The sequence below is a fragment of the Pseudomonas sp. QC2 genome, assembly GCF_002859085.1.
In the GTDB taxonomy this organism is placed as follows: Bacteria; Pseudomonadota; Gammaproteobacteria; order Pseudomonadales; family Pseudomonadaceae; genus Aquipseudomonas; species Aquipseudomonas petroselini.
The window spans coordinates 881,470-906,686 of sequence record NZ_PKKS01000023.1 but is presented as its reverse complement, the minus strand read 5'-3'; the positions used below and the strand labels follow the sequence as shown (position 1 = coordinate 906,686).

Genomic DNA, 25,217 nt, shown 5'->3' with positions numbered 1-25,217 from the left:
GTCTGTGGCGAGCCGCTTGCTCCCGTTGGACCGGGCTGGCGCTCCAGTGCGAAGCGCTCCCAAGATGTTGGGGCCGCTGCGCAGCCCAGCGGGAGCAAGCTCCCTCGCCACAGTTGATGGTGTGTCAGCCAATGGCGACTTTGCTGTAGGACTCGCGATCCATATCTATCACCTGGACGCTCAGCTGAACCTGGATATCCGCCGGCCAATCGCCCAGATCCTGCAGTGCTGCCAGCAGGCTCTCCGACAACTGTTTCTTGACCTGTGGCGACCGCCCACTGAGCAGTGACAGCCTCACCGCCATAAAGCCACGCGGGTCGAGAGAGGTGCCGACCTGGAAACTCTCGACCTTGAGCGCTCGGCTTTTGATATCGAACTCGGAACCAAACTGCCCGGACGCCATCAGCACGTTATTGAGCCGCAACAGGGTTTTCTCAACGGCCAGGTTCGTCAGGTTGGCGGTGTATTCCAAGTGCAGATGTGGCATGGAGGGCTCCGAATTTGTTGTAGGAAGATTTGTAGATATATCACGTGAGTCAGGCCTGGGTCGCCAACCCTCGATCACTCATAAACGCCTCGAGCCGCGAACGCACCCAGCGCTCGGCCGGGTCGGTGTCCACATGGCTGAGCCAGACCATGGACAAATCCAGGGTCGGCGTCTCGAACGGAAACGGCTCGCAGAACAGGTGGCCCGACACCGCCATGGCCTCGGCGGTGTAGTCCGGCAGGCTGGCGATCAGGTCCGTGCCGGCCAGCAAGGCCGGCAGCGCGCTGTATTGCGGCACCGACAGCACCACGTGGCGTTTTCGGCCGATTTCCGCCAGCCACTCATCGGCAAACCCCGACACGTTGGCGGTGTGAGACACCAGCACATGGGGCCGTGAGCAATATTCATCGAGGGTCAGCGGTGTGTCCGACGCATCGGCGCGCAGCAAGCGTGGGCGGATATGGCGCAGCAACTTGCGCTTGGCATTGGCCGGCAGGCCACGGGTCTGGGTGATGCCGACGGTGATATCGCCGGAGGCCAACAAATCGGGAATGCGCCAGTAGTCCACATGCTGCACCACGAACACCACTTGCGGCGCTTCCTGGCGCAAGGCGCGCAGCAGCGGTGGCAGCAGGCCGAACTCGACATCATCGGACAGGCCGATGCGGAACGTCATGGTGCTGACGGACGGGTCGAAATCGTGGGTCAGGCTCAAGGCCGATGACAACGAATCCAGAGCCGGCGACAGGTGCTGGATGATTTCCTCGGCCCGCGCGGTGGGCTCCATGCGGTGGCCGACGCGAATGAACAGCGGGTCGTTGAACAGCGTGCGCAAGCGGTTGAGGGCCGAACTGATGGTCGGCTGGCCGAGAAACAGCTTCTCCGCCACCCGCGTCACATTGCGCTCAAGCATCAACGCTTCAAACACCACCATCAGGTTGATGTCGGCCTTGCGTAATTCATTGCGATTCATCGGCGCCAGCCCCTTTCCCCAAGCCAAGCCGCAGTTTAGAAAGCGCGGGGGGCTGCGTCTATGCGCGCACTGTTCATCCAGACGCTTTGCGACTATAAATCAGCTCTCAATGGTCACAGGAACACCGCCGTGCTGGTCATTCTTGCCTTAAGCATCCTGCTCGGCGGCGTTTTGCTCTGGGCCATCAAGTTCATCGCTCATCCCACCGCCAGGACACTGCTGCGCGCCTTTGTCGGGTTATGCCTGGCGGCGGTCGTGGCTTATCTGGTGCTGGCTTCCGGGTTTCCGACTTCGCTGCTGGTCTGAGCCGCCTCCTGGCCCTGGCGCAGACGCAATGCCGCCAACGCGGCCACCACCAATACCAGCGCAATCACTTTCAAGCCGTTCATCGCATTGCCGGTGCTCATCTCGATCGCGCCCATCACCGACGGCCCGACAAACCCGCCCAACAGCCCGCAGGCGTTGACGAACCCCAGCCCGCCCGCCAGTGCCACGCCCTTGAGACGCGAGGCCGGGTACAGAAAGATGATCGACTGCACCACAAAGAACATCACCGCCGACAGGCAAAAGCCCAGCAGGCTGAACACCGGCCCCGACACCGACGCAATGCCCAACCCCAGCGCCATGGTCAGCAGCCCGGTGACCAACAGTCGACGGCAACGCCCCGGCGTCGTGGCGAAACGCGGGATCAGTACCGCGCCGAGTGCCGCCGCGATCCAGGGCAAGGAGGTCAGCAGGCCAACGCTCATGGTGCTCAACTCGCCGTATTTGCTGATGATGCTCGGCAGGAAAAAGATCACCGTGTAGATAGTGATCTGATGGCAAAAGTACACAAAGATCGCCAGCAGGATTTGTGGGGTCAGCCAGTTTTTCAATGAGTGCCCACCCTCGCCCGCGCCCTCTTCGGTTTCCAGCGCGATGCGTTGTTCGATCCCGCGTGCTTCCTCGGCCGACAGCCAGGGCGCCTTGCTCGGACGGTCCGGCAGTTTGCGCCACACCACCCAGGCGAACGCCACGGCCGGCAAGCCTTCCAGCAGGAACATCCACTGCCAGCCGTGCCAGCCGAGCATACCGTCCATGCGCATCAAGGCGGCGCCCACCGGGCCGCCGATGATGTTGGCAAAGCACACGCCGAGCAGGAAATAACCGGTAGCGCGCGCCCGTTGTTCGCGGTTGAACCAGTAGGTCAGGTACAGCATCACGCCTGGAAACAGCCCGGCCTCGGCAATCCCCAGCAACAGGCGCAGCACGTAGAACGAGGTCTCGCCCTGCACAAAGGCCATGGCCGCCGAGATCAGGCCCCAGGTCGCCATGATCCGCGCAATCCAGAAGCGGGCGCCGACCTTGTGCATGATCAGGTTGCTGGGGATTTCCGACAGCGCATAGGTCAGGAAAAACAGCCCCGCGCCCAGTCCATAGGCCGCGGCGGAAATGCCCAGGTCGACGTCCAGGTGATGCTTGGCCAGGGCAATGTTGGTGCGGTCCAGGAAGCTCAGGATGTAGGCGATGATCAGCAAGGGCATCAGCTTGACGAACATCAGTTTGTTCAACGCCTGCGGCTCGCGGGCGTGGGGGGCGGAAGTCATCGGCAATTCCTCTTGGCGCCCCGCCAGCCAGGCTGGGGGGCGCATCGGTGTTGTTCTAGGAGTCGAGTTGCACAACCAACGCCTGGGGGCGATGGGAAAACAGTTGCAGCAGCGCGCCGCCCAGGGCGCAGCCGGCCATCACGAAGAAACACACGGTGTAACCGTGCAGCGTGGTCCAACCGCCGCCCATGGCGATCAGGCTGCCCATCAGCACCGGCGCCAGGCCGCCGCCGATGAACATCGCTGTGGTGATGATGCCGTTGGCGGTGGAGGTCGCCGACGGCTCGGCCGAGTCGCAGGCCACCGCGTAGTAGATCGGCCACACCGCATTGGCGACCAGGCCGAACAGCAGTTGCACAACGATGATCAACGTCAGGGTATTGGCGAAGTAGAACGCGCCGACACTCGCCGCCATCCACAGCCCGCAGATGATCAGGGTGGTGCGCCGGCCGATGATGTCCGACAGCGACGGCCACACCAGTTGCCCGAGGATGCCGGTGAGGGTGAACACCACGCTCATCCCTGCCGACTCGGCCAATGACAGCCCGGCGATATTGTAGAGGTAGGCCGGCAGCACGATGTTCACGCCCATGTACACCACCTGCGTGAGCATGGTGTTACCGGCCGTGAGGGCGATATTGCGGTTGCGCAAGGTGGCGACAAAGGTGCGCCAGGCTTCGCCTTTGACTTGGCTGGCCGGCGCGTTGTCCGGCGGGGTCATGCCTTTGGCGGCGATGTCGACGTACAGCGCGGTGATGCGCTCGGCGGTGGAATAACGCGCCCAGAAGATCATCAACGGCAGCGCCACCACAAAGGCAAAAAAGAACACATAACGCCAGTTGTCCTCGCCAAACACCGTGATGACAAAACTCGCAACGATGCCGCTGAGCATCGCGCCAATCGGGTAGCCGGTGTGGTGCGCGCCCAAGGCAAAGCCGCGACGTTCCACCGGCCACCATTCGGCGGTGTTGCTGACGCCGACCGGCTCGCCCCAGCCGGCGCCGAGGTTGACGCCGACCCGCAGGGCAATGAAGGTGGCGAGGTTGCCGCTCAACGCCTTGAAGCCGGACAGGAACGAAATCGCGGTGTAGCCCAGCACCAGTGGTACCTGGAAGCGCGCACGTTTCCAGCCGCCACCGTAGCGGTCGCTCCACATCGAGCCGGGGATATCCAGCAACGCCAAGGCCAGCATGACCACCGTGGCCACGGTGCCCCATTGATCGGCGGACAAATCGAAATGCTTGGAGATGGTCGGCCCCAGGCGCAATACGATCTCACGGTCGTAGGCGTTGAGGATCCAGATCATCCAGCAGACCAGCAGGGATACCCAGGAATGCCGGTGAATGCTGCGCAGCGACGCTTTTTTTATAGTTGCCATGGGCCTCTCCAGGCGCGCAAGGGCGCGCACTGACACAAGGTTGCGAAGGAATATGCCTTTTTGAACACACGCGCTAGCTGGCGAACCGTCGCTCGGCTATTCCTTGCACGCCCAACCCGGTAATGGCGAACAGCGCTCCGCGCTGCTGGCCGTCTGCCGGGAAACGCGGCAGCGGCGGCTTGGCCATAGAGGTCACAAACAGGGTGTCGAGGTTCGGCCCGCCGAAGGTCAGGCTGGTGACCTTTTTCACCGGCATCTGGATGACGCGGTCGACCTGACCCTCCGGGGTGTAGCGCACCAGCTTCCCGGCATAGACCAGGGCTTGCCACAGGCACCCTTCGGCGTCCACGGTGCAGCCGTCAGCGGCGCCACCGCCGCAGGTGTCGACCTTGGCGAAGGTGCGGCGGTTGCTCACATTGCCCGTGGCGAGGTCATAGTCGTAGGCCCAGATCTCGCCGGACCAGGTGTCGCAGAAGTAAAAGGTCTCTCCCGACGGGCTCCAGCAAGGGCCGTTGGACACGATGATGCCTTCGTCCAGGGTGTGCAGGCTCAGGTCGGCGTCCAGGCGGTAAAGCTTGGCGCTGGCGTTGTCTTCCAGCGTGTCCATCGAACCGAAGATGAAACGGCCCTGCCGGTCGACCTTGCCGTCGTTGAGGCGGTTATCGGGCAGGTGCGGTTCCGGGTCGATGACCAGGTTGAGCTCCCCGCTGCTGAGGTCCAGTGTGTGCACGCCGTTCTGCAGCGCGACAATCGCAGACTCACCAGCGTGGCGCAGGGCCATGGAGCCGATCTTCTGGCCCACCTCCCAGGCGCGCAACTCGCGGCCATCCTCGGTGCAGCGCAGGATGCGGCCGTCGGCGCTGTCGATCCAATACAAACGTTGTTGCTCGACGTCCCACACAGGGCCTTCGCCCAGGGTGGTCTTGACGTCCACAAGCACTTCGATACGCATGGTGATCCCCTTATTGTTGTTGTGCGGGATGCAGGCCGCGCCTTGACGCGGCGGTTTGTCGGGTTAGAAATTGACTTGGTCGCGCCCCTTGAGCCCGAGGATTTCCCGCGCTTCATCCGGCGTGACGACCCGATGCCCGAGGGCTTCGATCACCGTGCGAATACGCCGTACCTGGTCGGCATTCGACGCCGCCAGCTTGCCCGGGCCATCCCACAGCGAATCCTCCAGGCCGACACGGGCGTTACTGCCCATGGACAGGCCCATGGTCGCCAGCGGAATCTGCCCACGCCCGGCGCCGAGGATCGACCACACGTAGTCGTCGCCGAACAGGCGGTCGGCGGTGCGGCGCATGTGTGCCAAGTCCTCCGGGTGGCCGCCGATGCCGCCGCGCAGGCCGAACACCGACTGGATAAACAACGGCGGCTTGAGCAGGCCGCGTTCGAGGAAATGCGCGGCGGTGTACAGGTGGCCGATGTCGTAGCACTCGATCTCAAACCGCGTGCGGTTCTCGGCGCACGAATTGAGGATGTGGGTGATGTCGCGGAAGGTGTTGCGAAAAATCCGGTCGTCACTCTCTTCCAGGTAAGGCCGTTCCCAGTCGTGCTTGAACTCGGTAAAGCGGTTGAGCATTTCGTAGAGGCCGAAGTTCATCGAGCCCATGTTCAGCGAGGCCAGTTCCGGCTTGAACTGCATCACCGGTTGCAGGCGCTCTTCCACGCCCATGGTCGGTGCGCCGCCGGTGGTGATGTTGATCACCACGTCACTGGCGGCCTTGATGTGCGGCAGGAATTCGGCGAACAGCGCCGGGTCCTGGCTGGGGCGGCCGTCAACCGGATCACGGGCATGCAGGTGGACAATCGCGGCGCCAGCCTCGGCGGCGCCGATGGCGGCATCGGCAATTTCCTGCGCGGTAATCGGTAAATGCGGCGACATCGACGGCGTATGAATCGCACCGGTAACGGCACAGGTAATGATGACAGGACGTTTTTTGGACATGACGAATCTCCGACTTTTATTCTTATGAAAAAAATCCTGGGTACAGCGCGATATGTTCTTCCGTGGCTTACAGGTACTCGACGTTACCGTCGACGCTGATCGCCTGGCCGGTCACATTGCGTGCGGCGGGCGAACAGAGGAACAAGGCCATGGCTGCCACGTCTTCGGCGGTGACCATGCGCTTGAGGGAAATCTTGTTGAGGTATTCCTGGCGCATCTCGGTTTCGGGCACGCCGACCTGTTCGGCACGCGCGCGGATCACACCGTCCATGCGCGGGCCTTCGACGATGCCGGGCAGCAAGGCGTTGACGCGGATATCGCTCTCGCCCAGCTCCGACGCCAGGGATTTCATCAAACCGACAATCGCCCATTTGGTCGCCGCATACGGCGTGCGCCACGCGTAGCCCAAGCGCCCCGCCACCGAGGCGATATGCAGCAGGTGGCCGTGGGATGATTCCTTGAGCATCGGCACCGCGTGGTGGGCAAACCGGTACTGCGCAGTGAGATTGATGTTGATGGTGGCTTGCCACTCGGCGTCGCTGATCGCATCGATGCCGCCGGTAGGCCCGGCGATCCCGGCGTTGTTGACCAGCACATCAAGGCCGCCGAAATGCTCGCGCTGTACCTTGAACACCGCCTCGATCTGCGCGGCATCACTGACGTCGGCGCGGGTGGCGACGGTGCCCGGGTATTTGTCGCGAAACGCGGCCAGGGCTGGCTCGCTCACATCACACACATGCACCTGGGCACCGGCCTCCAGATATGCCGCCGCCAGCACTTCACCGATGCCGGCAGCCCCGCCGGAAATCAATACACGTAACCCAGGATAGGGCTGCAGCCGCTGTAGGACACTCATGCTCGTTTACCTCCTGAAGCAGACGACCGCGAACGGTCGCTCTTGACGAGCAGGCGCGCCAGGGAATCGGCGGCCTGCATGATGTCATCGGTCACCGCCGCGCGTGCACCGGCGCCATCACGGGCAGCCAGGGCCTCGACGATGCGCGTGTGCGCCTCCATCGAGCGTTGCAGGTGAGCTTTATCCGGGGCGACCAGCGCAAAGCACGGGCCCATGTGCAGCCAGAAGTTTTCCACGGCGGCCATGGTCAACTCGGCCTGGGCCACGGCGTAGATACGCCGGTGAAAGGCAAAGTTGGTCCACAGGTAGCGCGACACGTCGACTTCGTCGGCGGCGTGCTGCATTTGCTGGCACAGGTCGGTGATTTCATCGAGGTCGGCCTTTTGCAGGAGCAGCACGGCTTTTTCCGCCAGCAGCCCTTCAAGGGCGACCCGCGCATCACGAATTTCGCGCAGGCGTTCGACCGTCATAAGGCGTACACGCAGACGGGACGTTTCGGTGACTTCAAAGGCGTTTTCGGCGCTGAGGCGTTGCAGGGCTTCGCGCACTGGCATCGGGCTGGAACCGAGGGCTTCGGCGAGGCCGCGAATGGTGAGTTTCTGGCCGGGCTGGAAACGGCCACTCATCAATGCTTCGCGGATCTGGCGATAGACCTGGTCTTGCAAGGTATCGCGGGACACCTGGCGCAGGGTGGGCAGGAGGAGCGGACCATCTGTCATGAGGCAAAACCTGTGTTGTCGTTCTTATGGCCCCAATATGTGATCACAAATCAAATATGTCAAATAGTTTCCCATCTCCAAATCGCACGCACAAACAGCTGATGAATTTTCGACTGCACCGCCGATTGATAGCCAACGAACATCAATCCATTTAAATTTGTCACTTTTCATTTCTAAATGTGTCAGCCACTATTCCAGGTCTTAAGCGAGACAAGCACTTCAAAAAGAACGCTGGAGACACAAAACCATGACTAGCCCTACCCGACCCGACTCTGCCCACTCGAAAGTTGGTGCGGTATTCCGCGTTACTTCGGGCAATTTCCTCGAACAGTTCGACTTCTTTCTGTTCGGTTTCTACGCCACCTATATCGCTGCCGCGTTCTTCCCCTCCGCTAATGAGTTTGCATCATTAATGATGACCTTCGCCGTGTTCGGCGCGGGCTTCCTGATGCGGCCGTTGGGCGCGATTATTTTGGGTGCCTACATCGATGACGTCGGTCGCCGCAAAGGGCTGATCGTGACGCTGTCGATCATGGCCAGCGGCACGCTGCTGATCGTGCTGGTGCCCGGTTATCACACCATTGGCTTGTGGGCGCCCTTGCTGGTGCTGCTGGGCCGCCTGCTGCAAGGTTTCTCGGCCGGCGCGGAATTGGGCGGCGTGTCGGTGTACCTGTCTGAAATGGCGACACCGGGCCGCAAAGGTTTCTACACCAGCTGGCAATCGGGCAGCCAACAGATCTCTATCGTGGTCGCCGCCGCGCTGGGTTATGGCCTGAACGTATGGATGGAGCCGGCGGTGGTAGCCGATTGGGGCTGGCGCATTCCATTCGCCATCGGCTGCGTGATTATCCCGTTCATTTTCATCCTGCGTCGCAGCCTGCAGGAAACCGAAGAGTTCGCCAACCGCAAGCATCGCCCGACCATGCGCGAAGTGCTGGCAACCCTGGCGAAAAACTGGACGGTGGTGATTGGCGGCATGTTGATGGTGGCCATGACCACCACTGCGTTCTACCTGATCACCGTGTACGCGCCGACCTTCGGCAAGACCGTGCTGCAACTGAGCACTTCCGATGCCCTGCTGGTGACGTTGCTGGTGGCCGTGTCGAACTTTGTCTGGCTGCCGATCGGCGGTACGTTGAGCGACCGTTTTGGCCGCAAGCCGGTACTGATCGCCATGACTGCGCTGACCGTTCTCACCGCTTATCCAGCGCTGTCCTACGTGGTGAATTCGCCAAGCTTCGCCCATATGCTGGAAACCCTGCTGTGGTTCTCCTTCCTCTACGGCATGTACAACGGCGCGATGATCCCGGCGCTGACCGAAATCATGCCGGTGGAAGTGCGCGTGGCGGGCTTCTCCCTGGCCTACAGCCTGGCAACGGCGATCTTCGGCGGCTTTACCCCGGCGATTTCCACCTGGTTCATCCACATCACCGAAGACAAGGCCTCGCCGGCCTACTGGCTGATGTTCGCCGCGCTGTGCGCCCTGTGTTCGACCCTGGCGCTGTATCGCCGCGCCAATGCCCGTGGGCAAGTCATGCAGGGGGCCGCGTGATGAAGCCACTGCTCAAGACCCTGACGGCCCTGGCCCTCGGCGCCGTGGCGCTGACGGCCCAGGCCGAACAGCTCAAGGTGATGACCTCCGGCGGCTTCACTGCCGCGTATAAATTGCTCGGCCCGCAGTACGCCAAGCAAAGCGGCGACAGCCTGGACACCATTCTCGGCCCGTCGATGGGCAAGGCGCCGGAAGCGATTCCCAACCGCCTGGCCCGTGGTGAACACGCCGACATGGTGATCATGGTCGGCTACGCCCTGGATGAGTTGATCAAGCAAGGCAAGGTCGACCCGGCCTCCCGTGTGGAACTGGCGGACTCGCGCATCGGCCTGGTGGTGAAGGCAGGCGTGCCAAAGCCTGCCATCGGGACTGACGCCGAACTGAAAGCCGTGCTGAGTCAAGCCAAATCAGTGGCGTACTCGGACAGCGCCAGCGGTGTGTATGTCGAGAAAGAGCTGTTCAAGAAGCTCGGCATGCCCGCCAAGGGCACCATGATCGAACGCCTCCCGGTGGCCGAACAGGTCGCCAAGGGAGACTACGAAGTGGGCTTGCAGCAGGTGGCGGAATTGTTGCCGGTGCCGGGTGTGACCTATGTCGGCAAGATCCCGGAGGACGTGCAATCGGTGACGCGCTTTGCGGCGGGTATTCCGGTCAACGCCGAGCACCCGACGCGGGCCAAGGCGCTGCTGCATTACCTGGCCTCGCCCGAGGCGCAACCGGTGGTGCAATCCACCGGCCTGGACTCGGTGTCACGCTGAGCGAAACGGCATCTCACGCACTAACCGCTCCAACTCCAGCGCCGCCGGGGGCAATGTCCGCCCGCGGCGTTTGATCAAACCCACATTGCGCATCACCTGTGGCTCCACCAACGGCACACTCACCAGAATCGGGTGTTCCAGCGCCGGCATCGCAATCGACGGTACCATCGCCACGCCCAGCCCGGCCTCCACCAGCCCGATCATCGTAGTCACGTGGTGCGTCTCGCAGATACTCGGCTTTTTCACCCGTATGCCACGCAAGGCCTGGTCCAGCAGGCTGCGGTTGCCGGAGGTTTTGTCGACGGTGATGTAGTCGTACTCATAGGCTTCGGTCCAGGTCACGCTGTCGCGCTGGGCCAGCGGGTGGTCGCGGCGACAGGCCAGGACATAGCGCTCCTGCAACAGCAGTTCGAACTCCACTTCATCGGCCAGGCTACCGCTGAAACTCACGCCAAAATCCGCCTCGCCACTCTCCACCGCATTGCACACCTCACCCGCACTGGCATCCAGCACCCGCAGGCGAATCTTCGGGTACAGCTTGTGGAATTCGGAGATCACGTGGGGCATGAAGTAATACGCGGTGGACGGCACACAGGCGATGGTCACATTGCCCATGCGCGTGGACGCGACATTGCTGATGCCCATCAACGCCACATCAAGATCGTCGAGCATGCGTTCGACCTGGGGCAGGAATGCGCGGCCGACCATGGTCAGGCTGACCCGCCGGGTGGTGCGTTCGAACAGTTTTACGTCGAGGGCGGTTTCGAGCTTTTCGATCCGCCGGCTCAGGGCCGGTTGCGAGATGCGGATGGCCTCGGCGGCGCCTCGGAAACTGCCCTTGTCTACCACGGCACGGAAGGCCTGGAGGTCGTTGAGGTCGAAGTTGATGATCACGGGAGGGAAGCCAGAGTGGTCGGGGTGGTGGGCATTATCGTATGGGAGCCGGTGGGGCGCCATGTATGGCAGAAAGGTTTGCGGTAATAACCCTACTACAAATATGAAGTCATACATATCAATAGGTTATCGGCCGTCTGCGGCCACGCAATCGTCGAAATGGGTCAATACTTGCGGCCTGACCTACACAACGGAAGACGTAGCCACTCATGGAAACCCATCAGTTCTGGACAGACGCCGAGACGCCGGATATCGGCATCGATCAGTTGCTTCTTGCATCACGCCAATGGTCAAGCAGGATTGAATCCTACTCACCCTCGGCGGACTTTCCTCAAGGACGGCGTCGTCACCGAACTGTTCAGAGGTGAGAACGTGCAGGGCTTGTGGGATGACGGCGACGACCTCTACGCCATTGAAGACCGCAAGCCCTTCGGGCGATTGTTGCGCTCTCGCTGGAGCGACCAGAGCCTGACAGTGCTGCGCGACCGGGTCCAGGAAGGCGAGTCCATCGTGCGTTGCACGGATGGGCGCATGCTCTATACCGAGAAGAAAAAAGGCGTGGTGCGCGAACTCACTCAGGACGGCAGCGACCCGGAGGTGTTCAGCCACCTGAAAACTCCTGGCTGAACACCCAATCGTTCCTGAAGGCGCCGCAGTCGATTGTGCCGACCGGTCGAGGAACCTATGTACTGGCCGAAGGCGGAAGAGATCGGGTGTTGGAACTGATGTCCGATTCACTCACGCCGTCATCGTAGTCCCGCTACAGCTGAAAACGCGCCACCGCCTCGTTCAGCGCGACGGCCAACTGCGCCAGCTCTCGGCTCGATCCATTGATCTGCCCGGCGCCGGACGAGGACTGAGCAGACAAGTCGCGGATATTGACGATGTTGCGGTCAACTTCCTTGGCCACCTGCGCCTGCTCCTCTGCGGCGCTGGCAATAACCAGGTTGCGCTGGTGAATCTGGTCGATGGAGTCGGTGATCTGGCTCAATGCACCACCTGCGCCCTCAGCCAACGCCAAGGTATCGGTGGCACGCTGGGTACTCGACTGCATTGATGTGAGTGCATGGTCAGACCCCGTGCGCATCGCGGTCACCATCTGATCGATTTCCAGGGTTGATTGCTGGGTACGGTGCGCCAATGCGCGCACTTCATCAGCCACGACCGCAAAGCCACGCCCGGATTCGCCGGCCCGCGCAGCCTCAATGGCAGCATTGAGGGCCAGCAGGTTGGTCTGTTCGGCAATGGAGCGAATCACGTCCAGTACCTTGCCGATATCGCGCGATTGCTCGGCGAGGTTCTGCACCAGCGTCGACGTTTCACCGATGTTAGAGCTCAGGGCCTGGATGGCGTTGACAGTTTCGCCGACACGATGCTGGCCTTCGCGCGCCGTTTCATTGGAGAGGCGAGTGGACTCGGAGGTGGAAACGGCATTGCGCGCCACCTCATCCGCCGCCGAGGTCATCTCGTTCACGGCGGTGGCGGCCTGTTCAATTTCAGCGGTCTGCTTTTGCAGGCTGCGGCTGCTTTGATCCGTGATGCCATTCAGGTCGGTGGCGGATGATGCCATCTGCCCTGCCGACTGGCGGATCAGTTGCAGGGTCCCGCGCAGGTTGGACTGCATGGTCTTGAGCGCCACGAGCAAGCGGGTTACTTCGTCGTCGCCGGTCACGTCTACCGTTTGAGTCAAGTCACCGTGGGCCACGTTTTCGGCGGCCCGCACCGCATGGCTCAGCGGACCGACGATGCTGCGAGTCAACAACCACGCCAGCGCCACCGTACTCAAGGCGGCCAGCAGCACGAAGCCAACCACCATGGTGCGCGAACGGCTGTATTGCGATTCGGCCTCCTGGCCCTGCTGATTGACCTGCGCGTTGTAGTAGTCAGCCAGGGCATTGAGTTGCGCACCCGAACCATCGACCACGGTTTTCATGTCCACCAGCAGCAACTTGTTAAGCTCGGCGCCCTGCTGCTTGTCGGCGAGGACGAAGGACTGAGCCAGACCTTGCTGGTACAGGCGCAGCGACACCTGAAACTGGTCATAGAGCGAACGCACTTCAGGGGTGTCGATGACCGCATCGAGCTCGGCCAGCCTTTTCGTCAGGTCTTGGCTACGGGTGTCCATCTGGCTGCGGTACTGCGCAAGGCTGGCGGGGTTCGGGTCCAGCGCCATGCGCAAAGAGATCGTGCGAATGCGCAGCATGATTTCGCGGATGTCCGCCACCAGCCGCATCTTGGGCACCAGCCCGCCTTCAACCTGCACCGCACTGGCGCGGATGCTTGCCATGTTCGACAGCGCAAAAAAACCCAGTAGGGCCACCAGCAAAGCAATCAAGGCGAAACCCAGACCCGCACGGCGGGCGATGGACAGGCTGCGAAGGGACATTTTCAGGAGACTCTCTTATTGGGGATACGATGTCGTATAAGAGCGTTTCGGCCTGCTGGGGCAGGACTTTAGCGATGCGGATGAAAGTGCTACTTAATATTTCTGCTGCTGGAAAAAAGGAGAAAAATACAGCTACGAAAAAGCCCGTAACCTCTTCGACCACGGGCTTCTTTTAGCGACCGGAGGTGACTCAGCTTCCGCGCTCTTTGTTGGATTGTGAAAGGACCGAGGCGGCAAGCGTTTTGGTGGTTTCGTTGTAGTGATTGGCGCCGAGTACCCTCCCGGCTTTCGCCTCCATTTCTGCACCCGTCTGCTTGTCGTGGTCTTTCTGGGCTAGCGCTGAAGCCGCGAGGCTTTTGGCGAGGGCTGAGGAGGCTGGGCTGTTGAGCGTTTGGGCCGCCAACGTCGCGACCTTGTCGGAGGTTTCTTTCGTATTCTTGCTCATGATGCAATTCCTTTGCAGTTGTGGGCACTCCATCTCGAGCGCCACCACAAAGTAAAGCGTTGCCCGGGGTATCGCAACGCGCTGCTTGTAGGCAACGTTTTGGAAGCATGTGCGAAAGGTGTACCGGTCATGTAGTGCGTGCTAGAGCGTCGCATCGATTGCACTGATGATTACTATCGAACGGAGCGCCTGCTCGATTTTCAAGACGGGTTCCTATAATCCCTTCCCTATTCCCTCCCCTTTCGCCTGGCTTCAGGCGACGTTAACCCTGGAACCCAACACTATGCCAAGTGCCAGCCAGGCCCCTAGCGGCCTTCCCGAACACAATCAACAAAGTCTCAAGCAGCAGTGGCTGGCGATTCTCTCGGTCGCCGTGGGCGCCTTCGCCTTGGTGACCAGTGAGTTTCTCCCGGTGGGCGTACTCAATGACGTCGCCAGCGACCTCGGCATCAGCGCCGGCCACGCCGGGTTGATGGTGACCTTGCCGGGCATCATGGCCGCCCTCGCCGCGCCCTTGCTGTCTGTGAGCATTGGCGCCATGGACCGTCGTTACCTGCTGATCGGCCTGACGCTGATCATGATCATCGCCAACTCGGTCGTGGCCTTCGCCAGCGACTTCAGCCTGCTGCTGTTCGGCCGTGTATTGCTGGGCATCAGCATCGGCGGTTTCTGGGCCACGGCCATCGCCCTCAGCGGCCGCCTGGCCCCCAAGGGCGTGGATGTTGCGAAGGCCACTTCGATCATCATGATGGGCGTGACCCTGGCCACCGTACTGGGCGTGCCCGTCGGCACCTGGCTCAGTGGCCTGATGGGCTGGCGCATGACCTTCCTGGTCACCGCACTGGTGGGCGTACCGGTGCTGCTGGCGCAGGTCTTCCTCCTCCCCCGACTCACCCCGGAAAAAGCGATTCGCGTCAGTGACCTGCCGGCCTTGTTTATCAATCCGCAAGCGCGTGTCGGGTTGATCGCTGTCTTGCTGATCGGCCTGGCGCACTTTGCCGCGTACACCTATGTCGCGCCGTTCTTCAAATACAGCTCCGGCTTCGACGGACCGACCATTGGCTCGCTGTTGCTGCTCTTTGGCGTGGCCGGGGTATTCGGTAATATTTTTGCCGGTTTCGCCGCCAACCGCAGCGTACGTCACACCCTGCTGTTGGTTGCGCTGATGATCGGCACCAGCACCGCCCTGTTCCCCTACTTCGCCACCGGCATGACCGGCGCAGCGATGCTGATCGGGCTATGGGGCTTCGCCTTTGGCGCCTTCCCGGCGTGCGCCAGTATCTGGATGTTTGTCGTAGCGCCGAAAGATGTGGAGCGCGGCATGCCGCTGTTTGTCGCCCTGTTCCAAGTGATCATTGCCTTGGGCTCGTTCTTTGGCGGGCGTATCGTCGACCAACTGGGCAGCGCGGTGCTGTTGAGCCTGGCCACGGCGCTGGTGGGTGCAGGTTTTGTGACGGTGCTGGTGCTGGGGCGGAAGGTCAGTAATAGCTTGGCGGCTCAACCCGCCTGACCGCGCCCCAGAAACGAAAAAGCCCCGTAGTTGAATAAATTACGGGGCTTTTTCGTTCCTGGGGTCCGATCAGAGAGCGCAACCTCTGACCATTCATGGCATTCCATGGCCCCCGATGTTCAGATCAACCTACAACCGCGGTTGTTAGCTGGCAGCACATTTCTCAATAAGTTTATCTGCCAGGATCTTGGCTTTAGCTGCCGTGCTCACCCCTGTTCCATTTTCCGGGTTCATGGTCTTATCACGCAGATGGGCATCGTAGTAGCCCGGCAGCCCTTCAGGCATCAACGCTTTGCTGTAGCGCTGATACTCAATGTGGTGCATTTGAATACACCGGCGTCGGGTATGAGGAAAATCATGTGTCGGTGAGGCTCACTATTAGCCCATCGGCACCTATGACATTTGCTATGTGATACTGAGCACGGTAGCATTCAAACTAAAATTGAATTTAAACGCGAGCATACTTTGTATATAAAATACTACTTCCGAAACTTGATAATCTCGGTAGGAATTTTCATTTTATTCTTTACCAATTGGTTTGGTGGGGAAACATTCGTAGAAAGGACAAACCCCATTTTTTTAACGCTGGGTGTATGCAGTACTTTTTTATTCCCTTTTTCGCGGATGATCATCGAAAAAACTGCGCTTCGCTTCACAACGCCAGAATTCTGGACTACCGGCTTATTTACTGAGTCACCTGGGAAAAATGGCCTATATGCTATCTTTTATGTAGTCTGTACGATCCTAGCAGTTCCCATTTGTGGTATTTACCTAATGTATATGGCATTAAAAAAAGTGGCCTAAAAAGACCACTTCCTCTCTTCTCTTTTAAGGCAGCATTGCATCAAGCGCATCGTTAAATTGCTTCACGTGCGCGTCATCAATATAAGCACTGACAAGTGCCATAATTAGCGCAAAAGCTACGATACCAATCGGTGTGGAAACGGTCACTCCGAAAGCAAAAGCAATTAGACCTGTCGCTGCACTGCCGGCAAAAAGTGTTTCCATTTTCAGCACAGTATTGTTCCAATCACCCGATGCGTAGCTTTTTTTGACCTCCTCAACCAAGTCATACACATCAAATGCTTTGCTTGCATAGCCAAACCCTTTCGCGAAGAGGTTGAGGTTTTTTGCCAGCTCAGCTCGATCAAGTGAATCCAGAGCATTCACGATGGCGGCACGATCTGCAGCACTGAATTTCTTATCCAGATGATCCTTGTATTGATCAAAAGCCTTCAAAGCCTCTTCAGCACTGCGAAGCGTTTTACCCTTTGCAGTTTCAGCCAAATCTGTAGCTAATGCAGACATCTGAGCGCCATATTTTTCACCGATTTCTTTGTAGAAATCAGCAGTGAATTTGATAGCCCCCTTAATTTCCTCTTCTGCCTTTGCTTGTTCTTCGGCAATTCGTTTTGCTTCTGCTTCCTCTGCAGCTTTTTTGGCTGCGGCTTCAGCCGCAATACGTTCATCCTCTGCAGCTTGTGCTGCTGCAACAGCAAGGGTCAACGCGTTAGACTTTTCAGTAAGGATCCGGATTTTTTCAGCCAGCTTTTTACTTTCATAAACAGCTGAAATCGAAGCGATAAAAGATCGATAGATTTCAATCGGCGTGCCTGGGCGTTTTCCGTTAACAATATCAGTTGCGAGAATGGCGGAATTCTTTTTGAATTCTACTGCAAGAGGATCTCTTCCAAAATAAGAGTTCGCAACTGCATTACTATTAACAAGTAACTCTTGTGCTTGTGCAACCAGCCCATCTACTACCGCTTTCTCTTTTTGTGCTTTTTCCAATTCACTCAGAAGGCCGACATCACCAAGCGCAGCGGCTACTTCGCTTTCGGTTTGGGTTGGAATATTAGGAAAATTTGCATTATAGGCCGTTTCAATGTCCACCTGAGCACGAGCTGCTTTACCTGCAATGGGCAAAACATAATCCGAAGAGGAGCGGATTCCAGGAAGGCTCAGAAGGGTCTCAACGTCGGTACCAACAGGCACATCTACTGAATTTGGAGGCTGTGCGCCGGGTACTCCCGGTACAACAACTGGTACAGGTGGAAGCGGAGGTGGAAGTGGATCTGGTGTGACGATGATAGGGGGTAGCTCAATTCCATTTGTTGTAGACATAAGAATCTCCATGTGACTTGGCATTTTTTTAGAAATGCACAAATCTTAAATTTCAGCAGCCCAAAAGCAGGCTGCGTCCTGCTTGTCTTCATACGATGCTAGACACCAGGCAAAACAACTGTACATAAAACCAGTTCTACACACAACCGACAATATGCATTTGTGCATATTTTTGGTATTTTTACTATAAAATCAGATATTTATAGCATTAACAGCATGCTCAAACGCATTCTCCCTCAATTGGATGTGGCTCTGACTCATTAGGAAGGCCAACACGTCATCGCCGCTGTATTGTTCTGCAAAGGCTCCTCTTGCCACCTTCCTATCGCTCACATCGTCAACCAGCGCATCACCATGCAGCATTGATTTGTACACGAACGTCCCGCGCAATGCCTTTAGGTAGAAAGCGGCGTCATCAGGGCTACCAACTCCAACAGCAGGCGCTGTGAGCTTGCTGTGCAAGCTTCCCTTGATCGTTGCGACCAGCGTAGGGAAAGCCTAGGCGAGCCAGGCCTCTGAGCTTCAGGGACGTGACAGAGCTGATTGTGAAGTAGTGGTAGCGCCTGGACTTTGGAACAATCGTTACGTCATGCCCTACGATATGTTTGGCGCTGATCCGCTTGAAAAGCTTGTCTGTGATCAAGTCATCTGCGGTGAAGAACTTAACCTTCACACCTTGCGCGTTGTAGGCTTTCAGGCAGAACCACGATCAAATAATTTCCCTTGGGTAGGGCTGTGAAGCGTATTGAGACGCTTACGAACAACCAACCTACCCTACTGTCATTTTCAGTACAAACTACCCTGCACAGGGGTTCTAAGGCGAAATAATCATGGATGAAGACAGGAATGCCAAGGTAAAAGCCAGACAGGCCCCACAAGCACATTAACTGGTCAAATTTTGGACAAAAAAAAGCCCCGATCCGCAGATCAGGGCTATTTATTTTGGTACAAAGCGCTGGTACAAACGCTTTATGTGACCTCTTGTAAGTGCTTGATTTACAAGAGCATCAATAATATGGCGGAGAGATAGGGATTCGAACCCTAGGTACCGGTGAAGGTACAACGGATTTCGAATCCGTCCCATTCGGCCACTCTGGCATCTCTCCAACGGCGCGCATCATAACAGCGTGGATCAGGAAAGCAAAGCGCCGAAGCGAATTTTTTCCGTGCTATCAGATGCTTGCGTCGATTACAGCGGTACGCCGAGACGATTGGCGACTTCTTCGTAGGCTTCGATAACGTCACCGAGGCCCTGGCGGAAGCGGTCTTTGTCCATCTTCTTCTTGGTGTCTTTGTCCCACAGGCGGCAGCCGTCCGGGCTGAATTCGTCACCCAGGACGATGGAGCCGTCGTGAAACACACCGAATTCGAGCTTGAAGTCCACCAACAGCAGGCCTGCGTCGTCGAACAGTTTGCTCAGTACGTCGTTGACCTTGAGGGACAACTCCTTCATGCGCGCCAGTTGCTCAGCGGTGCCCCAACCGAATGCCACGACGTGGGATTCGTTGATGAACGGGTCGCCCTTGGCGTCGTCCTTCAAGAACAGTTCGAAGGTGTAGGGATTGAGCTTGAGGCCCTCTTCCACGCCCAGACGCTTGACCAGGCTGCCGGCGGCGTAGTTACGCACGACGCATTCAACCGGGATCATGTCGAGCTTCTTGACCAGGCACTCGTTGTCGCCCAGCAGTTTGTCGAATTGGGTCGGAATGCCGGCCGCTTCGAGCTTCTGCATGATGAAGGCGTTGAACTTGTTGTTCACCATGCCTTTGCGATCAAGTTGTTCGATGCGCTTGCCGTCGAACGCCGAGGTGTCGTTGCGAAACAGCAGGATCAGGCGGTTGGCGTCGTCGGTCTTGTACACCGACTTGGCTTTGCCGCGGTAGAGTTCTTCACGTTTTTCCATGATGGGCTCCGCTTGCTAAATGGTGGGCTAGGCGATGTGTCGCCAGTCGAGCCCTGAATCTTGATCGGCCAGTTGCAGCCAGTCCGGGTCGCACCCGAGGGTGTCGACAAAACATTGCCGGGCCAGCTGCGGCAGGTTGTTCTTGCTGCTCAGGTGGGCCAGGACCAAGTGTTGCAAGTCTTGCCAGCCCAACTCATACACCAGGTACGCCGCCTGGTGGTTGTTCAAGTGTCCCAGTTCGCCGCCCACCCGCTGCTTGAGAAAGTAGGGGTAATGACCGCGAGCCAGCAGATCTCGGCAGTGGTTAGACTCGATCATCAAGGCATCGAGGTTCCGGTAACCGTCCAGCACCTTGGCGCAGTAGGAGCCCAGGTCGGTGAGCACGCCGAAGCGCCGCTCACCGTCACTGAAGACATACTGCGTCGGTTCCTGGGCATCGTGCGCCACGGCAATCACATCGATGCTCAAGGCACCGATTTGCAGCTGCTCGCCACCGGCCAGGAAACCTGCGGGTTCAATGGGTTTGCGCATCCCGCGCAAGGTACCGCGACTGAGGTACACCGGAAGATTGTAGCGCCGAGACAGCAAACCCACGCCATGCACGTGGTCGGCATGTTCGTGGGTCACCAGAATCGCGCTCAGCTGCGCGGGGTGAACCCCCAGGCGCAACAGGCGACGCTCGGTTTCTTTTAACGAGAAACCACAATCCACCAGCACGTACGTGTCGTCGTGGGCGACCAGCGTACCGTTCCCTTGGCTACCGCTGCCGAGAACGGCAAAACGCACCGGATCAGCCCAGGTTGTCTTGAATCACGCCCAACACTTTGCGCGCTGTTTCAGCGGGCGCAACGGTATTGATGTTCTTCTCGACGGTAACCTGCACGCTTTCGCCAACCTTGCTCAAACGAACCTGGTAACGCTCGGCGCGAGTCTCGATTTCTTCCTTGGTCGGCTTACTACCGAACAGCTTGCCGAAGAAACCGGGCTCTTCATCTTTACGCTCGGCCTTTTCAGCCACGTTGATGTAGTACAGGCCGAGGCTGCGGTTGATGTCTTCTACGCGCCAAGGGCCCTGCTCCAACGCGCGGCCGACACTGGCCCAGGCGCGATCGAGGTCTTCACCCAGGTTCAGCACCACGTTGCCGCTGCCGTCTTCGGTGAGGCTGACGCGGCTTGGGGTGTCGTAATCACGGGCGGCGAGCAGGGACACGGAGCCGCCCTTCTCGGAGATACGGCTCATGCTGGCCAGCATTTCGTCGACCAGTGCCGAGTCGACGCCGGTGTTGACCGAGCGGTTGGTGAAATCAACGTTGGCGGTGCTGCCGGCAGGACGCTCGGCGCTGACCACGTAGACTTCACTGGTATTACGCTGCACGCCTGGCTCGATGCGCACACGCACACGGGCTTCGCTGTCGGCAGCTACACCACCGGCCTGCAGGCGCTTGGCCATGGTGGCGGACAATTCGCTGCCCTGCTGCCATGCCGTGGTGAATTCACCGGTCTGCGGGCGCTGCTCGTCGATACGGAAACCGTTGTCCTGGAAGAACTGCACCGCCACTGGCCAGACTTCGGCAGGTGGACGCTGGGCCACGATCCAGCGGGAGTCGCCGCTCTTCTGCAGGCTGTAGTCGCTGGCATCCGCCACGGCCGAGATCGGCTGTGGACGTGGCACCACGTATTCACCTTTGGTGGTGTCGTCGGCGACGTTGCGCGGGATCGGCAGCAACGGGTCAAGGCGCTTGGCGACGTTGACGCCCGGCGGCAATTCCATCGGTTTGGTGGGTTGTGCTTCCAGGTAATCGCTGCCGCGGTCACGGAAGTAGCCTTCCGGGCCCCAGATCCAACCGCAGCCACTGGTGCTGGAGATAATCAAGGCAAGTGCGGAAAGTCCGGCCAATCGCTTCATGCGTAGTGCTTCCTCAATTAAACCAGGACGCCGGACTGGCGCAGGGCCTGTCGCAGCGGTTCGTGACAGGCTTCGCTGAGACGGGTGAGCGGCAGACGGATACCGTCCGGCATCATGCCCATTTCAGTCAGCGCCCACTTCACGGGAATAGGGTTGGATTCGATAAACAGTGTCTTGTTGAGCGGCATCAGCTTCTCGTGGATCGCGCGGGCGGTCACGGCGTCGCCAGCAATGGCGGCGGCGCACATGTCGCTCATGGCACGCGGGGCCACGTTGGCGGTCACGGAGATATTGCCTTTACCGCCCAACAGGATCAGCTCGACCGCGGTGGCGTCGTCACCGGAATACACCAGGAAATCGCTGCTCACGCCGGCCAAGATGTCCTTGGCGCGCTGCAGGTCGCCGGTGGCTTCCTTGATACCGATGATGTTCGGCACGGTGGACAGGCGGATCACGGTCTCGGCCTTCATGTCGCACGCGGTACGACCCGGCACGTTATAGAGGATCTGCGGGATAGCGACCGCTTCGGCAATGGCGCGGAAGTGCTGGTACAAGCCTTCCTGGGTCGGCTTGTTGTAGTACGGGGTCACCAGCAGGCAGGCATCGGCACCCGCCTTCTTGGCGTTTTTGGTCAGCTCGATCGCTTCACGCGTCGAGTTGGCGCCCGTACCAGCGATCACGGCGATACGGCCCGCGACACGCTTGACCACGAATTCGATCACCTGGATGTGTTCTTCCACATCAAGGGTGGCCGATTCACCGGTGGTGCCGACCGCCACGATGGCGTTGGTGCCTTCTTGCAGGTGGAAGTCCACCAGTTTGCCCAGGCTGTCCCAGTCGAGACGACCTTGTGCATCCATGGGTGTGACCAGTGCCACCATACTGCCCGCAATCATGCAACCGCTCCTGCCGGAAAAAGAGAGCCGTAATGGTACTGGCGCCAAGATGCTTGTACAAGCGAAGTACCGCGTGAGGATGCGTTCTGGCGCAACTAAACGACGGGCAATGCCATCATTGGACAAAAGCATGCTCTGACGCACGATGAAATCAGACCGATCACGTAATGAAAACGCCACCTCCTATCCCTTGGCGGCGGTTTTCGCTACCCTTCATCCTTTGATCGATACAGCCCTCACGGTATCGACCGCTCATCGTTTTAGGAAGGCTGCATGTCCACCCCCACAGTTCGCGAACAATTCCTTGTTATCAGTGCCCTCGGCGCCAACCCCATGGAGCTGACCAACGTCCTGTGCCGCGCCAGCCATGAAAACCGCTGCGCCGTCGTGACCTCCCGCCTGACCCGCCATGGCGAGTGCAGCGCGCTGGTCTTGCAGATCTCCGGCACATGGGATGCCCTGGCGCGCCTGGAGACGGGCCTGCCGGGCCTGGCCAAGAAGCATGATTTCACCGTCAATGTGGTACGCAGTGCTGCCCTGGAGAATCGTCCCCAGGCCCTGCCTTATGTCGCCTATGTCAGTTCCGCCTATCGCTCGGACATCGTCAACGAGCTGTGCCAGTTCTTCATCGACCACAACGTCGAACTGGAGAACCTGACCTGCGACACCTACCTGGCCCCGCAAACCGGCGGCACCATGTTGAACGCCACGTTTACCGTGACCTTGCCGGCTGGCGTGCAGATCAGTTGGCTGCGCGACCAGTTCCTGGATTTCGCCGATGCCCTGAACCTCGACGCCTTGATCGAGCCATGGCGCCCACAGAACCCAATGTAAGGAAGTTTTTCATGACGGTAGTCATCGACAAACCTGTAGCCGATTTCGAAGCCCAGGCCACCAGCGGCCAGACCTTCAGCCTCGCAGCCCTCAAGGGCAAGCAAGTGGTGATCTACTTCTATCCGAAGGACAGCACGCCGGGTTGCACCACCGAGGGCCAGGGCTTTCGCGACCAGTACGCAGCGTTCAAGGCGGCCAACACCGAAGTGTTCGGCGTGTCGCGCGACAGCGTGAAGTCCCACGAGAACTTCAAGGGCAAGCAGGAATTCCCCTTCGAGCTGATCAGCGACAAGGATGAAGCGGTTTGCCAGCTGTTTGATGTGATCAAGTTGAAGAAGCTGTACGGCAAGGAATACTTGGGTGTGGACCGCAGCACCTTTCTGATCGACAGCGAAGGTGTGCTGCGTCAGGAATGGCGCGGCGTGAAGGTGCCAGGCCATGTGGATGCCGTATTGGCGGCAGCACAGGCTTTAAACAAAGCCTGAAACGCGGGCTTTTGTAGTGAGCGGGCTTGCCCCGCGCTGGGCTGCGAAGCAGCCCTAAAACCTGCAATCGCGTTTTATCTGAAAGACTGCGGCGGCTGTATTGGGGCTGCTGCGCAGCCCGGCGCGGGGCAAGCCCGCTCACTACAGTAAGTTATTTGTGCCGCTACAACAACGGCGCTACCACCGGCTCTTGCCGTGGCCATGCATCCAGCACCGCCTTGAACAGTGTTGCCAGCGGGATCGCAAAAAACACGCCCCAGAAACCCCACAGCCCACCAAACAACAGCACTGCGCAGATTATCGCCACTGGGTGCAGGTTGACCGCCTCAGAGAACAGCAGCGGCACCAGCACGTTGCCATCCAGCGTCTGGATGATCCCGTATACCGCCATCAGGTAGATGAACTGATCGCTCCACCCCCACTGGAACAAGGCGATCAGGGTCACGGGCACGGTCACCACCACGGCGCCGACGTACGGTACCACCACTGAAATGCCGACCAGCAACGCCAGCAAGGCCGCGTAGTTCAGGTCCAGGGCGATAAACGCGATGTAGGTCACGCCCCCGCAGATGATGATCTCGATAACCTTGCCACGGATGTAGTTGGCGATCTGCCGGTTCATCTCTTCGGCCACGCGTGTGATCAGCGCGCGCTCGCGGGGCAGATAGCCACGTACCCAGCGACCGATCATGGCGCGGTCCTTGAGGAAGAAGAACACCAGGATCGGCACCAGCACCAGGTAGATCATGATGTTGACCAGCAGCGGCAGGCTGGACAAGGAAAAGGTCAGCGCCCACTGGCCGAATTTTCCGATCTCGCCACGCGCCACTTCGATGGCTTGCAACACCTGCTCGTCCGACACCAGATGCGGGTAGCGCTCCGGCAACAGCAACAACAGCGATTGCCACTTAGCGAGCATGCCCGGCAACTCATTGAACAGCGTGATCAGCTGATGCCATAACAACGGCAATACCACCACGATAAACAGCACCAACAGGCCCATGAACAAGGCAAAGACCAGCCCCACCGCAGCACCGCCCGGCAAGCGCAAGCGTTCCAGCGTGGTCACCAGGCCCTGCATCAGGTAAGCCAGCACCATCCCCGCCAATACGGGCGCCAGCATGCCGCCCAAGGTGAGCACGGCCGTAAAGGCCAGAAACAGCAGGACCGCCAGCACCACGGCCTCCTCATCGGAGAAGTAGCGCTGAATCCAGTCTCGTAACACTTTGAACATCAATCAACCTCGGGTGGTGGGGCAAACGGTTCAGGCCTTGCGCAACCAATAGCGGTACACACCGGCGGCGTCTTCTTCATGCAGCAGGGTGTGGCCGGCCAGTTTGGCAAAGGTTCGAAAGTCGCGCTGGGAGCCAGCGTCCGTGGCGATCACCTTAAGCACTGCGCCACTGGCCAAACGATTGAGTTCCAGCTTGGCCTTGAGCAAGGGCAACGGGCAATTGAGGCCGCTGGCATCGAGTTCGGCATCAAAGGCTAAAGCGTCGGTCATGTTTTTACTCCGGGCACGCGTTTGGGTTGCTTAGAATATCTGGTCCGAAGCTCAGTGTCCGGCTACAGTAAGC

27 protein-coding genes, 1 tRNA gene and 2 pseudogenes are annotated in these 25,217 nt (G+C 59.3%); 8 read left to right on the top strand and 22 right to left on the bottom strand.

Annotation, left to right across the window (positions count from 1 at the left end; translation table 11 throughout):
- Positions 1-124: 124 nt before the first annotated feature.
- Both QCBJ_RS25040 and QCBJ_RS25035 read right to left on the bottom strand, forming a co-directional pair.
- A complete protein-coding gene (locus QCBJ_RS25040) occupies positions 125-487 on the bottom strand; it encodes a 5-carboxymethyl-2-hydroxymuconate Delta-isomerase (protein ID WP_093543821.1) in 363 nt (120 codons plus the stop codon).
- Positions 488-536: 49 nt separating this feature from the next.
- Positions 537-1,460, bottom strand: coding sequence for a LysR substrate-binding domain-containing protein (locus tag QCBJ_RS25035; RefSeq protein WP_012722791.1), 924 nt, complete (start codon positions 1,458-1,460; stop codon positions 537-539).
- A 60-nt stretch (positions 1,461-1,520) separates the two neighbouring features.
- Between QCBJ_RS25035 and QCBJ_RS30085 the strand changes: the two genes are divergently transcribed.
- Positions 1,521-1,766, top strand: a complete 246-nt coding sequence (locus QCBJ_RS30085; RefSeq protein ID WP_145994246.1) for a hypothetical protein — start codon at positions 1,521-1,523, stop codon at positions 1,764-1,766.
- On the opposite strand, the gene QCBJ_RS25030 is transcribed toward QCBJ_RS30085, so the two are convergent.
- From QCBJ_RS25030 to QCBJ_RS25005, 6 genes are all read right to left on the bottom strand, one after another.
- Complete coding sequence (locus QCBJ_RS25030; RefSeq protein ID WP_102061836.1) at positions 1,721-3,046, bottom strand: MFS transporter; 1,326 nt, start codon at positions 3,044-3,046, stop codon at positions 1,721-1,723. The two genes, QCBJ_RS30085 and QCBJ_RS25030, sit on opposite strands and share 46 nt — an antisense overlap.
- A gap of 55 nt (positions 3,047-3,101) precedes the next feature.
- The gene (locus tag QCBJ_RS25025; protein WP_046034536.1) at positions 3,102-4,424 is read right to left on the bottom strand and encodes an MFS transporter; all 1,323 of its coding nucleotides are present in this window, start codon (positions 4,422-4,424) and stop codon (positions 3,102-3,104) included.
- A 73-nt stretch (positions 4,425-4,497) separates the two neighbouring features.
- A complete protein-coding gene (locus QCBJ_RS25020) occupies positions 4,498-5,376 on the bottom strand; it encodes an SMP-30/gluconolactonase/LRE family protein (RefSeq protein WP_046034535.1) in 879 nt (292 codons plus the stop codon).
- 63 nt (positions 5,377-5,439) lie between these two features.
- Entirely contained in the window at positions 5,440-6,372 is a 933-nt protein-coding gene (locus QCBJ_RS25015; protein WP_102061816.1) for a 3-keto-5-aminohexanoate cleavage protein, read from the bottom strand.
- A 67-nt stretch (positions 6,373-6,439) separates the two neighbouring features.
- Complete coding sequence (locus tag QCBJ_RS25010; protein WP_102061815.1) at positions 6,440-7,228, bottom strand: SDR family oxidoreductase; 789 nt, start codon at positions 7,226-7,228, stop codon at positions 6,440-6,442.
- On the bottom strand, positions 7,225-7,947 hold the full coding sequence (locus QCBJ_RS25005; RefSeq protein WP_012722786.1) for a GntR family transcriptional regulator: 723 nt from the start codon (positions 7,945-7,947) through the stop codon (positions 7,225-7,227). The genes QCBJ_RS25010 and QCBJ_RS25005 overlap by 4 nt, the downstream gene beginning before the upstream one ends.
- Before the next feature lie 247 nt (positions 7,948-8,194).
- Between QCBJ_RS25005 and QCBJ_RS25000 the strand changes: the two genes are divergently transcribed.
- Positions 8,195-9,499 carry an MFS transporter gene (locus tag QCBJ_RS25000; protein ID WP_102061814.1) on the top strand — a complete coding sequence of 435 codons (1,305 nt, stop codon included), beginning with the start codon at positions 8,195-8,197 and terminating at the stop codon, positions 9,497-9,499.
- A complete protein-coding gene (locus tag QCBJ_RS24995) occupies positions 9,499-10,257 on the top strand; it encodes a substrate-binding domain-containing protein (protein WP_102061813.1) in 759 nt (252 codons plus the stop codon). Before QCBJ_RS25000 ends, QCBJ_RS24995 begins: the two co-directional genes overlap by 1 nt.
- Here the strand turns inward: QCBJ_RS24995 and QCBJ_RS24990 are convergent.
- The gene (locus QCBJ_RS24990) at positions 10,249-11,151 is read right to left on the bottom strand and encodes a LysR family transcriptional regulator (RefSeq protein ID WP_102061812.1); all 903 of its coding nucleotides are present in this window, start codon (positions 11,149-11,151) and stop codon (positions 10,249-10,251) included. The genes QCBJ_RS24995 and QCBJ_RS24990 overlap by 9 nt on opposite strands.
- A 324-nt stretch (positions 11,152-11,475) precedes the next feature.
- Between QCBJ_RS24990 and QCBJ_RS24980 the strand changes: the two are divergent.
- Positions 11,476-11,906: pseudogene (locus QCBJ_RS24980) on the top strand (hypothetical protein); the annotation flags it as partial.
- A 5-nt stretch (positions 11,907-11,911) separates the two neighbouring features.
- On the opposite strand, the gene QCBJ_RS30860 reads toward QCBJ_RS24980, so the two are convergent.
- The 3 genes and pseudogenes from QCBJ_RS30860 to QCBJ_RS24970 all read right to left on the bottom strand — a co-directional run bounded on the left by QCBJ_RS30860 (position 11,912) and on the right by QCBJ_RS24970 (position 13,982).
- Positions 11,912-12,721: a methyl-accepting chemotaxis protein gene (locus tag QCBJ_RS30860; protein WP_370636466.1), complete on the bottom strand. Its 810-nt coding sequence runs from the start codon at positions 12,719-12,721 to the stop codon at positions 11,912-11,914.
- 48 nt (positions 12,722-12,769) lie between these two features.
- Positions 12,770-13,537: pseudogene (locus tag QCBJ_RS30855) on the bottom strand (MCP four helix bundle domain-containing protein); the annotation flags it as partial.
- A gap of 190 nt (positions 13,538-13,727) precedes the next feature.
- Positions 13,728-13,982, bottom strand: a complete 255-nt coding sequence (locus QCBJ_RS24970; RefSeq protein WP_012722780.1) for a hypothetical protein — start codon at positions 13,980-13,982, stop codon at positions 13,728-13,730.
- 283 nt (positions 13,983-14,265) lie between these two features.
- Here QCBJ_RS24970 and QCBJ_RS24965 point away from each other — a divergent pair, with 283 nt between their 5' ends.
- Complete coding sequence (locus QCBJ_RS24965; RefSeq protein WP_046034531.1) at positions 14,266-15,492, top strand: MFS transporter; 1,227 nt, start codon at positions 14,266-14,268, stop codon at positions 15,490-15,492.
- A gap of 144 nt (positions 15,493-15,636) precedes the next feature.
- Here the strand turns inward: QCBJ_RS24965 and QCBJ_RS24960 are convergent, their stop codons facing one another.
- A complete protein-coding gene (locus QCBJ_RS24960; protein WP_043204949.1) occupies positions 15,637-15,816 on the bottom strand; it encodes a hypothetical protein in 180 nt (59 codons plus the stop codon).
- A gap of 78 nt (positions 15,817-15,894) precedes the next feature.
- On the opposite strand from QCBJ_RS24960, the gene QCBJ_RS30850 reads away from it, so the two are divergent.
- Positions 15,895-16,296, top strand: a complete 402-nt coding sequence (locus QCBJ_RS30850) for a colicin E1 family microcin immunity protein (RefSeq protein ID WP_371916687.1) — start codon at positions 15,895-15,897, stop codon at positions 16,294-16,296.
- Positions 16,297-16,320: 24 nt separating this feature from the next.
- Here QCBJ_RS30850 and QCBJ_RS24955 read toward each other — a convergent pair whose 3' ends face one another.
- From QCBJ_RS24955 to dapA, 7 genes are all read right to left on the bottom strand, one after another.
- Positions 16,321-17,616: a colicin-like pore-forming protein gene (locus QCBJ_RS24955; protein WP_102061810.1), complete on the bottom strand. Its 1,296-nt coding sequence runs from the start codon at positions 17,614-17,616 to the stop codon at positions 16,321-16,323.
- Between the two features lie 192 nt (positions 17,617-17,808).
- Positions 17,809-18,078, bottom strand: coding sequence for a hypothetical protein (locus QCBJ_RS30495; protein WP_256581564.1), 270 nt, complete (start codon positions 18,076-18,078; stop codon positions 17,809-17,811).
- A gap of 554 nt (positions 18,079-18,632) precedes the next feature.
- Positions 18,633-18,722 (bottom strand) — tRNA-Ser (locus QCBJ_RS24945).
- An 83-nt stretch (positions 18,723-18,805) separates the two neighbouring features.
- Positions 18,806-19,519 (bottom strand): phosphoribosylaminoimidazolesuccinocarboxamide synthase, encoded by a 714-nt coding sequence (gene purC, locus QCBJ_RS24940; protein WP_010212191.1) that lies wholly within the window; start codon positions 19,517-19,519, stop codon positions 18,806-18,808.
- A gap of 27 nt (positions 19,520-19,546) precedes the next feature.
- Positions 19,547-20,305, bottom strand: a complete 759-nt coding sequence (locus tag QCBJ_RS24935; RefSeq protein WP_012722776.1) for an MBL fold metallo-hydrolase — start codon at positions 20,303-20,305, stop codon at positions 19,547-19,549.
- Positions 20,306-20,309: 4 nt separating this feature from the next.
- A complete protein-coding gene (bamC, locus tag QCBJ_RS24930; RefSeq protein WP_012722775.1) occupies positions 20,310-21,425 on the bottom strand; it encodes an outer membrane protein assembly factor BamC in 1,116 nt (371 codons plus the stop codon).
- Positions 21,426-21,442: 17 nt separating this feature from the next.
- Entirely contained in the window at positions 21,443-22,321 is an 879-nt protein-coding gene (gene dapA / locus QCBJ_RS24925; protein ID WP_012722774.1) for a 4-hydroxy-tetrahydrodipicolinate synthase, read from the bottom strand.
- A 273-nt stretch (positions 22,322-22,594) separates the two neighbouring features.
- Between dapA and QCBJ_RS24920 the strand changes: the two genes are divergently transcribed.
- Together QCBJ_RS24920 and QCBJ_RS24915 are read left to right on the top strand one after the other, a co-directional pair.
- A complete protein-coding gene (locus QCBJ_RS24920; protein ID WP_012722773.1) occupies positions 22,595-23,155 on the top strand; it encodes a glycine cleavage system protein R in 561 nt (186 codons plus the stop codon).
- Between the two features lie 11 nt (positions 23,156-23,166).
- Positions 23,167-23,640, top strand: a complete 474-nt coding sequence (locus QCBJ_RS24915) for a peroxiredoxin (RefSeq protein WP_012722772.1) — start codon at positions 23,167-23,169, stop codon at positions 23,638-23,640.
- Positions 23,641-23,803: 163 nt separating this feature from the next.
- On the opposite strand, the gene QCBJ_RS24910 is transcribed toward QCBJ_RS24915, so the two are convergent.
- The gene (locus QCBJ_RS24910) at positions 23,804-24,874 is read right to left on the bottom strand and encodes an AI-2E family transporter (protein ID WP_012722771.1); all 1,071 of its coding nucleotides are present in this window, start codon (positions 24,872-24,874) and stop codon (positions 23,804-23,806) included.
- A gap of 30 nt (positions 24,875-24,904) precedes the next feature.
- Entirely contained in the window at positions 24,905-25,144 is a 240-nt protein-coding gene (locus QCBJ_RS24905; RefSeq protein ID WP_102061809.1) for a sulfurtransferase TusA family protein, read from the bottom strand.
- Between the last annotated feature and the right edge of the window lie 73 nt (positions 25,145-25,217).